The sequence below is a fragment of the Corynebacterium confusum genome (genome assembly GCF_030408715.1).
In the GTDB taxonomy this organism is placed as follows: Bacteria; Actinomycetota; Actinomycetes; order Mycobacteriales; family Mycobacteriaceae; genus Corynebacterium; species Corynebacterium confusum.
On record NZ_CP047202.1, the window covers coordinates 2,468,502 to 2,479,845 of the forward strand.

12 protein-coding genes and 1 pseudogene are annotated in these 11,344 nt (G+C 64.1%); 6 read left to right on the forward strand and 7 right to left on the reverse strand.

What is annotated here, in order from left to right; all coding sequences use genetic code 11:
* Positions 1–43: 43 nt before the first annotated feature.
* The 6 genes and pseudogenes from CCONF_RS11570 to CCONF_RS11420 all read left to right on the forward strand — a co-directional run.
* Positions 44–130 (forward strand): annotated as a pseudogene (locus tag CCONF_RS11570) (YceI family protein); the annotation flags it as partial.
* A 198-nt stretch (positions 131–328) separates the two neighbouring features.
* On the forward strand, positions 329–2,881 hold the full coding sequence (gene pepN, locus CCONF_RS11400; protein WP_290223858.1) for an aminopeptidase N: 2,553 nt from the start codon (positions 329–331) through the stop codon (positions 2,879–2,881).
* Positions 2,882–2,975: 94 nt separating this feature from the next.
* A complete protein-coding gene (locus CCONF_RS11405) occupies positions 2,976–3,626 on the forward strand; it encodes an RNA polymerase sigma factor (RefSeq protein WP_290223860.1) in 651 nt (216 codons plus the stop codon).
* Positions 3,627–3,759: 133 nt separating this feature from the next.
* Entirely contained in the window at positions 3,760–4,686 is a 927-nt protein-coding gene (gene trxB / locus CCONF_RS11410; RefSeq protein WP_290223862.1) for a thioredoxin-disulfide reductase, read from the forward strand.
* Positions 4,687–4,692: 6 nt separating this feature from the next.
* A complete protein-coding gene (gene trxA, locus CCONF_RS11415) occupies positions 4,693–5,016 on the forward strand; it encodes a thioredoxin (RefSeq protein WP_290223864.1) in 324 nt (107 codons plus the stop codon).
* Between the two features lie 38 nt (positions 5,017–5,054).
* Complete coding sequence (locus CCONF_RS11420; protein WP_290226407.1) at positions 5,055–6,236, forward strand: N-acetylmuramoyl-L-alanine amidase; 1,182 nt, start codon at positions 5,055–5,057, stop codon at positions 6,234–6,236.
* Positions 6,237–6,316: 80 nt separating this feature from the next.
* Here CCONF_RS11420 and CCONF_RS11425 read toward each other — a convergent pair whose 3' ends face one another.
* From CCONF_RS11425 to rpmH, 7 genes are read right to left on the reverse strand one after another with little or no spacing between them, the layout of a single operon-like run.
* Positions 6,317–7,405 (reverse strand): ParB/RepB/Spo0J family partition protein, encoded by a 1,089-nt coding sequence (locus CCONF_RS11425; protein ID WP_290223866.1) that lies wholly within the window; start codon positions 7,403–7,405, stop codon positions 6,317–6,319.
* Between the two features lie 4 nt (positions 7,406–7,409).
* Positions 7,410–8,261 carry a ParA family protein gene (locus CCONF_RS11430; protein ID WP_290223870.1) on the reverse strand — a complete coding sequence of 284 codons (852 nt, stop codon included), beginning with the start codon at positions 8,259–8,261 and terminating at the stop codon, positions 7,410–7,412.
* Between the two features lie 10 nt (positions 8,262–8,271).
* Positions 8,272–8,880, reverse strand: a complete 609-nt coding sequence (gene rsmG / locus CCONF_RS11435) for a 16S rRNA (guanine(527)-N(7))-methyltransferase RsmG (protein WP_290223872.1) — start codon at positions 8,878–8,880, stop codon at positions 8,272–8,274.
* A gap of 49 nt (positions 8,881–8,929) precedes the next feature.
* On the reverse strand, positions 8,930–9,907 hold the full coding sequence (gene yidC / locus CCONF_RS11440; protein ID WP_290223874.1) for a membrane protein insertase YidC: 978 nt from the start codon (positions 9,905–9,907) through the stop codon (positions 8,930–8,932).
* Positions 9,908–9,919: 12 nt separating this feature from the next.
* On the reverse strand, positions 9,920–10,189 hold the full coding sequence (gene yidD, locus CCONF_RS11445) for a membrane protein insertion efficiency factor YidD (RefSeq protein WP_210400060.1): 270 nt from the start codon (positions 10,187–10,189) through the stop codon (positions 9,920–9,922).
* Positions 10,177–10,533, reverse strand: a complete 357-nt coding sequence (rnpA, locus tag CCONF_RS11450) for a ribonuclease P protein component (RefSeq protein WP_290223880.1) — start codon at positions 10,531–10,533, stop codon at positions 10,177–10,179. Before rnpA ends, yidD begins: the two co-directional genes overlap by 13 nt.
* Positions 10,534–10,540: 7 nt before the next feature.
* Positions 10,541–10,684, reverse strand: a complete 144-nt coding sequence (gene rpmH, locus CCONF_RS11455; RefSeq protein ID WP_035106118.1) for a 50S ribosomal protein L34 — start codon at positions 10,682–10,684, stop codon at positions 10,541–10,543.
* Between the last annotated feature and the right edge of the window lie 660 nt (positions 10,685–11,344).

Below are 11,344 nucleotides of genomic sequence, written 5' to 3' on the forward strand. Positions count from 1 at the left end.
CGGCGGATTCCCGCAGCTAGCGGTTAGTTTAGCCGTTAACTTCATTCTGGACCCGGCCCACACCACCATCGGCTTCGTCGCCCGCCACGCCATGGTGACCAAGGTCCGTGGCAAGTTCACCGAGTTCAAGATGGACGAGTCCGGCAACGGCTCCGTCACCGGCGGCGTGCTGGTCTCCGAGGAAATCAAGCTGGAGATGGAGGCCTCCGCTATCAAGCAGTAAGGCGCTCGCCTCCTTCCAGCAAGACCCAGACCCCGGGGTCGGCTCGCAGACTTTGCGACGCCGATTCCGGGGTTTCCGGCGCTTTCAGGCGCTACTGTGGTGGCTATGACTTCCCAGACTGCCTCCGTGCCCGAACCCGCCACCCTCACCCAGGAGGCGGCGCGCCACCGCAGCGAGAACCTGCGGGTACACTCCTACGATCTGCACCTGGATCTGAGTGCCGCGGCCACCCAGGCGACCTTCGGCGTGCACGTCGTCGTGGAGTTTTCCACCGCTGACCCGCACGTCTTCCTGGACTACCTGGGCGCCAGCGTCGATAGCGTCACCCTCGACGGCCAGCCGTGCCCGTTTGCCTTCGCCGACGGCTGGTTGACCGTCGACGACGTACCGGTCGGCCAGGCCGTGCGCCTCGAGGTCCATGGCCAGAGCCGCTATTCCCGAACGGGGCAGGGCCTGCACCGCATGGTCGACACGGCGGACGATGCCGTCTATATCTACTCCCACCTGGAGCCTTCGGACGCCCGCCGCATCTTCCCGTGCTTCGACCAGCCGGACCTGAAGGCCGCCTTCACCGTCCACATCACGGCCCCGGAGGCCTGGCAGATCCTGTCCAACCAGCCAGAGGTCAGCCGCACCGACTGCGGCGAGGACTGCGTGACCTGCACCTTCGCGCCGACGCCGCCGCTGTCGACGTACCTGACCGCCTTCGCGGCCGGGCCCTACCGCGTGGTCGAAGATAGCTGGACCCCGGAGCGCGAAGGCGCCCAGCCGATCCAGCTGCGCGCCTTCGCCCGCGCCTCCATGGCGGACTACCTCGACGCCGAGATCCTCGAGCTGACCCAGCAGGGCCTGGGGTTCTTCCACGCGCACTACGGATACCCGTACCCGTGGGGCAAGTACGACTCCATCTTCGTGCCGGAATACAACCTGGGCGCCATGGAAAACCCGGGCCTGGTCACCTTCACGGAGAAGTACCTCTTCCGCTCGCAGGCCACTCGCGCCCAGCACGCCGGGCGCGCGAACACCATCCTCCACGAGATGTCGCACATGTGGTTCGGCGACCTGGTGACCCCGCGCTGGTGGGACGATCTGTGGCTGAAGGAGTCCTTCGCCGAGTTCATGGGCGCGGATTCCTCGGTGGAGGCCACGGCCTACACGGAGGCCTGGGCGAATTTCGCCGGCAGCCGCAAGAACTGGGCCTGCCAGCAGGACCAGCTGCGCACCACGCACCCCATCAAGGCGGAGATCCCGGACGCGGACGCCGCCCGCCAGAACTTCGACGGCATCACCTACGCCAAGGGCGCCGCGGTCTTGAAGCAGCTGGTCCACTACGTCGGCCGCGAGGCCTTCTACGCCGGCGCGCGGGACTACTTCGCCGCCCACGCCTTCGCCGCCGCCACCTTCGACGACTTCCTGAACGCCCTGGCCGGGCACACCGACCGCGACCTGCCGGAGTGGGCGCGGCACTGGCTGCGCACCACCGGCATCGACAGCCTGCGCCCCAAGGTCACCGGCACCGCGGCTATCGAGCACCTCTACGTTTTAAGCGCGGACCCGGAATCCACCCGCCCGCACCGCCTGGACGTGACGCTGCTGGACGAGCACTTGCGCAAGCAGGCCACCTTCGACGTCGATATCGCCGCGGGCGCTGGAGTCACAGAGATCCCCGCGGCCGCCGGGCTGGACCTGCCCGCGCTGGTGGTGGTCAACGACTCAGACCACGCCTACGCCAAGGTGGGCTTCGACGCCCGCTCCCTGAAGACCATCCGCACCCGCCTGTCCGAGATCGACAGCGATCTGACCCGGGCGGTGATCTGGACCGGGATGTGGAACATGACCCGCGACGGCGCCTGGCCAGTCAGCCATTACGTGGAGACGGTCACCCGGCATGCCGCCGCGGAGACCAACGCGACCCTGCTGGCCACCGCGCTGAACAACGCGCACTACGCGATCAACTGCTTTCTGCCGGAGGCCGAGCAGGACCCGGCCCGCACCGACTTCGCGGACCGGCTCTGGGACCTCGTCCACCGGGCCGCGCCCGGCTCCGACGAGCAGCTCATCCTGACCCGCAGCACGATTGCCGCCCTGGCCGCCGCGCCCGGCGACGCCCCCATCGCGCGCCTGAAGGAGCTGTTGAACGGACAGCTTGCCGGACTGCGCCTCGATCCGGATGTGCGCTGGTCCCTGGTCAAGGCCCTGCGCGCCCGCGGCGCCTTCAGCGCCGAGGATCTGGCGGCGGAGCAGGCTAACGATGCCACGCTGACCGGCGCCGCAGCCGCCCTCGGCGCGCGCCATTCCACCCCGGACGCCGCCACCAAGCGCGAAGTCTTCGACCTGGTGACCACCCCGGAGAAGTTCTCCAACGCCCAGGTCGACTCCCTGTTGGCCGCCTTCAACGCCCCGCGCTCGAAGGCCCTGCGCGAGCCCTTCGCCCAGGCCTATTTCGATAAGCTCTCGCACCTCTGGGAAGCCCACCCCATCGAGATCGCCAACCGGCTCGTCCGCGGCCTCTACCCGTACCTGCCGGGCAGTGACGCGGCCACCACGGCCTTCCTCGAGAGCAGCCAGCCCCCGCGCGCGCTGGCCCGCGTGCTGACCGAATGCCAGGACGAGCTGCGCCGCCGGCAGGCGGTGCAGGCCTCGCCGGCCCAGCGCTAGGAGCACCTCCCTGAGAAAACTTCGTCTCCCCGAGTGGCGCAGATCCCAAAAATAAGGTGGAATAGGAGTCACCATCACTTTTTAAAGCTCGGGGGTGTTTCAAGCGATGGGCTCGGGGGAGACTCTATCCAGCCATAAAACTGACCACGAAAAACACGCAGACAAGACAAGCAGCGCAAACAGCACTGCCACCACGGGGCGCGACAAGACCGATCAGGAGCTCGTCGACGCGTATATCGGGGGAGACGGCAAGGCCTTTTCCGCCATCGTGGAGCGCCACCGCTCGCGCCTGACCACCGTGGCGCGGCGGTACACGCACAACGACACGGACGCCCAAGACATCGTGCAGGAGGCGCTGCTGCGCGCCAGCCGGAAGCTGCACACCTACCGGCGGGAGGCCCGCCTGGGTACCTGGCTGCACCGGCTGGTGATGAACTCCGGCTACGACTTCCTCAATCACCGCTCCAACCGGGAGAATTATTCACTGGACGCTGGGGTAGTGGAGGGGGACTACAACCACTTGCTGGCCTGCACCGACGACCGGGACGTGGACCTCCGGTTGACGCTCAGCGCCGCCCTGCGCCTGCTGCGCCCGGATCAGCGGGTGGCGCTGTGGCTGATCGACGTCGCCGGCTTCGACGTGGCCGAGGTCGCTCGCCACCAGGGCGTAGCGCCTGGGACCATCAAGTCCCGACGCGCCCGGGCCAAAGGTGTGCTCAAGGAAGCCATCTCTTTTTCGTCGTGAGAAACCGACGAATGGTTAAGGTTGTGTATCAACTTCCCGCAGGCCCGTGCTGTCGATGCGGGAGTTTTCCCTAGACCGAGTAGAATCTGGGGCGTTAAGCGACTCGATTTGAATCAAGGGGAGTTACACACACATGACCGTTCACAATGTCGCCATCGTTGGATCCGGCCCGGCCGGCTACACCGCGGCGCTGTATGCGGCCCGCGCGGAGTTAAACCCCATCGTCTTCGAAGGTTTCGAATACGGCGGCGAGCTGATGAACACCACCGAGGTAGAAAACTACCCCGGCTTCCAGAAGGGCATCATGGGCCCGGACCTCATGGAGGAAATGCGCGCTCAGGCCACCCGCTTCGGCGCTGACCTGCGCATGGAGGTCGTCGACTCCGTGGAGCTCGACGGCGAGATTAAGAAGCTGCACGTCGGCGACGAGATCTTCGAGGCCCGCACCGTCATCCTGGCGACCGGCGCCGCCCCGCGCCACTTGAGCGTGCCCGGTGAGCAGGAGCTGACCGGCCGCGGCGTGTCCACCTGCGCGACCTGCGACGGTTTCTTCTTCAAGGGCCACAACATCGCGGTCATCGGCGGCGGCGACTCCGCCATGGAGGAGGCGACCTTCCTGACCAAGTTCGCGGAGACCGTGACCATCGTGCACCGTTCCGAGAACTTCCGCGCCTCCAAGATCATGCTGGAGCGCGCGCAGCAGAACCCGCAGATTAAGTGGGAGCTCAACCAGACCGTCGAGCGCGTTCTCGAAGAAGACGGCAAGGTCAGCGGCCTCGAGCTGCGCGACGCGGTGACGGGGGAGACCAAGAACCTCGACGTCACCGCCATGTTCGTGGCCATCGGCCACGACCCGCGCTCGGCCTTCCTCGAGGGCCAGGTCGACCTCAACGAAGCCGGCTACGTCACCGTGACCCACCCAGGCACCCAGACCAACCTGCCGGGCGTCTTCGCCTGCGGCGACTTGGTCGATGACCACTACCGGCAAGCCATCACCGCCGCCGGCTCCGGTTGCCGCGCGGCGATCGATGCGGAACATTTCCTCGCGGAGAATCGTTAAATTATTATGAGCAATGTCAAAGAAGTGACCACTGATAACTTCCGTTCCGAGGTTATCGAGGCCGGTAAGCCGGTCGTCGTCGATTTCTGGGCGGACTGGTGCGGTCCCTGCAAGAAGCTCTCCCCGCTGTTGGACGAGATCGCAGAAGAACTGGGCGACAAGGTCGGCGTCGTGAAGGTCAACGTCGAGGAGCAGCGCAACCTGGCGGCCATGTTCCAGATCATGTCCCTGCCGTCGGTGCTGATCTTTAACAACGGCGAGAAGGTCGAGGAATTTGCTGGTCTGCGCAGCAAGGAAGACATTCTGTCCAAGATCAACAACCACCTTTAACCGTGGTTCAGGGATGCTTGAAGGATGAAGGAATGAATGTGAATCGCGTTTTAAGTGTGGGCGACACCAGCGTGCGCGTCGCTGAGGCACGCGCGAACCTGGCTCGTCTCGGCCAGCTGACTCAGTACTCCGGCGAGGTAAGCGCCTGGAAGAAGCAGAGCTACTCGGAGCAAGACAAGTACTTTGATGCTGAGTTGGCGGAAGCGATCAAGGCTTTCCAGCAGTCGCGAGGGATCATCCCCTCCGGTCGCATTGATGACATGACGCTGCGGGAGATGCGCCTGGCGTCCTATTCCCTCGGCACCCGTGTCCTGCAGTTCCAGCAGAGCAGTGAGCTGGTCGGAGACGACGTCTCGCAGCTCCAATCCCAGCTGGAAGAGCTTGGCTTTTACCACAACCGCGTGGACGGGCACTTCGGCCAGTACACCCACGACGCGCTGGCTGATTACCAGCTCAACAGCGGCCTACAGGCCGACGGCGTGTGCGGACCGGTCACCCTCCGGGCACTGAGCCTGCTGGGCCGCCGGATCACCGGCGGCTCGGCGCACAACATCCAGGAGCGCGAGCGCGTGCGCAACGCGGGCCCGAAGCTGAGCGGCAAGCGCGTGGTGATCGATCCGGGCCTCGGCGGCTCCCGCAAGGGCCGGACCGTGACCGGACGCTACGGCGACATCACCGAGGAGGAGCTTATCTGGGATCTCGCCCAGCGCGTCGAGGGCCGCATGATTGCCGCCGGGATGGAGACCATCCTCTCCCGCCCGCGGATGCACGATCCGTCGATCAAGGAACGCTCCGAGATGGCCAACGCCTTCGACGCGGACTTGGTCATCTCTCTGGCTTGTGACTCCTACGCCAATGAGAAGGCCAACGGCGTGGCAACGTTCTACTTCGGCTCTGAGTCCGGCAACTCCTCGCTCATCGGGGAGACCCTTTCCGGTTTCATCCAGCGCGAAATCGTGGCGCGCACGAACCTGACCAACTGCCGCAACCACGGCCGCACCTGGGAGCTGCTGCGCTTTACCCAGATGCCCGTCGTGCAGGTGGTGCTGGGCTACTTGACCAACCCGCACGACACGGAGATCCTCACCGATCCCGCCAAGCGCGACGACATCGCCGAGGCCATCGTCGTGGCCGTCAAGCGCCTCTACCTCATGGACGAGGACAATCTGGCCACCGGCACTTACAAGTTCGCCGAGCTGCTCGAGGCCGAGCAGTCCTAGGACTTAAAAAGCCACGGTAAACACTAAAGCCAGCGTCGAGAGTCTCGACGCTGGCTTTTGTTGTGCCCGGGAAGCCGCGGCTAGTTCTTCTCGCCCTCGATGAGGGACATGATGCGCTCGAAGTCTTCCTGGTCGCCGAATTCCACGACCATCTTGCCCTTGCGCTTGCCCATGGTCACCGTGACCTTCGTGTCGAAACGATCGGACAGCCGCTCGGCCGAGTCGGTGAAGTACTGCGGCTGCACCGGCGCCTGGCGCTTAGCCGGCTGATCGGCCTTACCCTGGCGCTTGTAGAGCGTCACGGCCTCCTCAGTGGCGCGCACGGACAGACCCTCGGCCACGATGCGGTTGGCGATTTCTTCCATCGCCTCGGCCGAATCCAGACCCAGCAGGGCGCGGGCGTGGCCGGAGCTGAGCACCCCGGCTGCCACCCGCTTTTGCACAGCCACCGGCAGGCGCAGAAGGCGCAGCATGTTGGTCACCTGCGGGCGGGAGCGGCCCAGGCGGTCGGCTAGCTCGTTCTGCGTGACCCCGAATTCCTCCAGCAGCTGCTGGTAGGCGTTGGCCTCTTCCAGCGGGTTGAGCTGCACGCGGTGGATGTTTTCCAGCAGGGCGTCGCGCAGCATGCTGTCGTCGGTAGTGTCCCGCACGATGGCCGGGACCGTGGCCAGGCCCGCCTTGGCGGAGGCGCGCCAGCGGCGCTCACCCATGATGAGCTCGAAACCGCCCTCTTCCGACGGCCGCACCACGATGGGCTGCAGGAGACCGAATTCCTTGATCGAGTGGACCAGCTCCTTGAGCTCGTCCTCATCGAAGACCGTACGCGGCTGCTTCGGGTTGGGCAGGATGTCGCCCACGGGCACCTCGCGGTAGGTGGCCCCGATAGCGGCCGGCTTCGGCTGCTTCTTCTTGCCGGTGTTCCCGGACTGGATGGTGGGAGCGCCCTTCACGCGCTTGCTCTCGGAACCGCCCTCAGCGGAGCCGTCAGCGGGCGTGCGCGAGGTGGCGTTGCCCAGGATGACTTCTGCCGCGGAATCCCCCAGGCGCGGTTTGCGGGTCGGCGCGTCCGGCCCGGACGGGATGAGCGCCGCCAGACCGCGGCCAAGGCCGCCGTGCTGCGCCTTCGGTGCCTTGCTCGCCTTGGGTGCTCCTGCTTTCTTGTCCGCCATGGTTTTAGCCTTCCTCCAATTCCGCGAAAATTTCCGGGCTTACCCCAATGGCGCCCGTGGTGGGGTGGGGGCGGTAGTCGCCCCGCTCGTCGAGTTCCCGGGCGGCCGCCACGTAGGCGCGCGCGCCGGTCGAGGACGGATCATAGTCCACGACGGTCTTGCCGTAGCCCGGCGCTTCCGAGACCCGGATGGAACGCGGGATGACGTTGCCCAGAACGACGGCGCCGAACTGATCGCGGACCTCGTCAGCGACCTGCTCGGCCAGGTTCGTGCGGGCGTCGAACATGGTCAACAGCACGCCCGAGATGTGCAGATCCTCGTTCAGGTGCTCCCGGATCATGGAGATATTACCCAGCAGTTGGCCCACGCCCTCCAAGGCGTAGTACTCGCACTGAATGGGGATGATGACTTCTTCCGCACACGTCATCGCGTTGATGGTGAGCAGGCCCAGCGAGGGCGGGCAGTCGATGAAGACGTAGTCGAATTCGTGCTCGTCCAAAAAGCCCTTGTGCAGGGCGTCGTACAGGCGGAATTCGCGCCGCACCAGAGAGACCATCTCGATCTCCGCCCCGGCCAGGTCGATGGTGGCGGGGATGCAGTAGAGGTTGTCCACGTCCGGGCATTTCTGCATGGCCTGTTCCGCGCGGCAATCGCCCAGCAGCACCTCGTAGCTGGAGTCCGTACCAGAGTTGTGCGCCGCCCCGACAGCGGTAGAGGCGTTGCCCTGCGGGTCCAAGTCGACCACCAACACCTTGTGCCCCGAATCCGCCAGTGCGGCGGCGAGGTTCACGGCGCTGGTAGTCTTGCCGACACCGCCTTTTTGGTTGGCGATGGTGATAAGCCGGGGAGTAGTCATGCCCACTACTCTAGTTCACGCGCGGGACACGGATGACGGTGGTTCCCCGCACCGTAGTGACCTCGGCTTTACCGCCACCGGCCCGCTTAATATCCGCGGCATCCCGATCAAGCTCGTCGCGCACCGACTCGCCCTTTAAGGCGATCATCTCGCCGCCCTTGCGCACCAGCGGCAGGGACCACTTGGCCAGCTTGCCCAGCGGCGCCACCGCGCGGGAGGTTACCACGTCGCAGCCGCTCACTGCCTTCTTAATGGGGCCTTCCTCGGCGCGGCCGCGCCAGACGGTGACGTTGTCCAGGCCCAGCAGGTCCACTACCTCGTTAAGGTAGTTGTAGCGCTTGAGGAGGGGCTCGACCAGATCCAGTTGCAGATCCGGGCGCGCGATGGCCAGCGGGATGCCCGGCAGGCCGGCGCCGGAGCCGACGTCGACGACGCGGGCATCGGCAGCAATGAGCCCCTCGACCACGGCGCAGTTGAGCAGGTGGCGGTCCCAAAGGCGTGGGACCTCGCGGGGGCCGATAAAACCACGAGTGGACCCGTCCGTAGCGAGCGAGTCGTGGTAGGCCTGCGCCAGCGGCAGGCGGGAACCGAATACTACAGACGGGTCCAGTTGGGACACTCTATTCTCCGTTTTCTTGTGGTGTACTCCTGGGAAACTAGCCGAAGAGCTAGCCCTGGCGGCGCTGCTTCTTGCTGCGGTTGTCCTTCTTGCGAGCACCCGGCTTGGGGGCCGTGGTGCGCTTGAGTTCGCGCTTGGCCTCTTCCTCGGCTTCTTCCTCAGCGTCCATCTTGGCGTAGATGGTGCGGGTCTGGACGAAGGTCCAGACGGTGTTGGCCAGCATGTAGAACAACAGACCAATAGGCCAGATGAAGCCGGAGAAGACCAGCATGCCCGGCATAACCCAGAGCATCATCTTGTTCATCACGGCCATCTGCTGCTGCATCATCTCCGCGTTATCGCCCTGCGGCGCGTTGACCTTGCCGGACTGGCGACGCTTCTCCTGGCGGTTCAAGCTCATGCGCGCGTTGAAGTGGGTCAGGGTCGCAATGATGGCAATCAGCGGCACGATGATAACGGCCGCCTGGCCGACGGTGACGTCCTCGAGGACCGGGGAGTTCACCCGCAGGTTGGCCACCAGCGGAACGCCGAAGATTTTCGCGTCCAGGAACTGCTGGACCAGCTCGGGGCTGAAGATGTAGTTCGCGGTCTGGCGGTTTTGCTCCACCGTCATCGGCTCGCCGGCGGTGTGGCCCAGGCCGCCCGCCACGGAGACGGTGCGGTCGAAGGAGCGCAGAACGTGGAACAGGCCGATGAACATCGGGATCTGGGCCAACATCGGCAGACAGCCGGCCACCGGCTTGACGCCCGACTCCTTGTAGACCTTCTGCATCTCTTCGGCAGCCTTGGTCTTGTCGTTGGCGTATTTGCTGCGGATCTCCTGCATCTTCGGCTGGATCTCCTGCATGCGGCGCGAGGACCTGATCTGCGTGATGGCCGGCTTAACCATGATCGCCTTCAAGGTCCACGTCAGCAGAACAATCGCCAGGATCCAGGTGATACCGGCCGCTGGGTCGAGCACGAAGCTCAGCAGCCAGTGCCAGAACCACAGGACGGCCGAAATAGGCCAGTAGATGATATTAAGCACTGAAACGAATTCCTAAGTTTTCTTCTTTACTGGATCAAACCCGCCGGGATGCCACGGGCCACACTTTGCCAAGCGCGCCAGTGCCATCCCGGTGCCACGCACGGCCCCATGCACCGAAATAGCTTCCAGTGCATAAGCGCTGCAGGTCGGTTCGAAACGACAGGTCGAAACCAGTTTAAGGCCTGATAAATGTTTTTGGTAGAAGCGCACCATAGCAACCAACGGCTTCGCTACGCCACGAGCAGCCGGGATTTCTTCCCCGGAGCTATTTAGGTACGACATGCGCGGGCCAAGGCCTTCCGCAGGTCGGCGTCCAGCTGGGCGCTCGTAGCACTACCACTGGCGGGCAGGGTGCGGATTACCACGTCGTAGTGCCCGGGCAGTTCGTCTCGCAGTCCGAGGCACACATGGCGAAGCCGCCGGGAGGTGCGGTGGCGAACCACGGCGTTCCCGACGGCTTTCGAGACCACCAGCCCGAAACGCGGACCTGTGACCGCGATCTCGTCACGCTGGTGAGAAGTGTCTAAGACATGCACCACGAGGGTGCGTGACCCAGCCCGGCGCCCGCCCTTGATGGTCCGACGAAATTGCGTCGGCGAGGTGAGCTTATGGGGTTTAGGGAGCACTGTTGTTTTAAGCGGTCAGCTTAGCGCGACCCTTCTTGCGACGTGCGGCCACGATGGCGCGACCTGCACGGGTGTTCATACGAGTACGGAAGCCGTGCTTGCGTGCACGACGACGGTTGTTCGGCTGGAACGTCCGCTTTCCCTTTGCCACGGTAAAACTCCTTGAAATTTGGGTGTGGAGGCGGAGAGCATAAACCCTCGCCTCCACGACGATTAGATTCCGTAAAGCGCAACCAAAGCGCGCGATCCCCGCGCGAGTTATGCATTTACGCGCAACCATAAAGTTGCGATAGACCCTGACAGACTACGTGACGAACCCACCTCGAAACAAATCGACACACAGGGGTACCCGAAATTACAAAGATGTTGTTTCGCCCAGCTAAGGCCATAGATTTGCCAGTCTTACTGGGATTGTGCCATCACCGTGACACCCACGCCGGGAAGCGACACGCGAAGGGGCAAAATCGTCCGCTAGACAGCGCCGCGATCGAAGGGGTATCAATGAAGAATCGATATTCCACAGAAAGCACTCGGGTGTGGATAAACCTTAATCGATAGTTGAGACTTACGGAGTTTCCCGAGGTCACAACCACTAAACACCCGAGTGGAGTTTATCCACACCCTATCGTATAGGCTGTGGATAAACTGATCTTTCACACCTGTGAAAACTTCTGTGGAGACCGAGGTTGACCACAAAATCCCATTGTGATTAACCCCGTGGAAAACTGTAATTTCGGCAATCCGCGCGTCCTCCGGCGCGCTTTTGACTTCTAACTGTCCCTATCCGTCAACGAGAATAAAAGGCAACGGT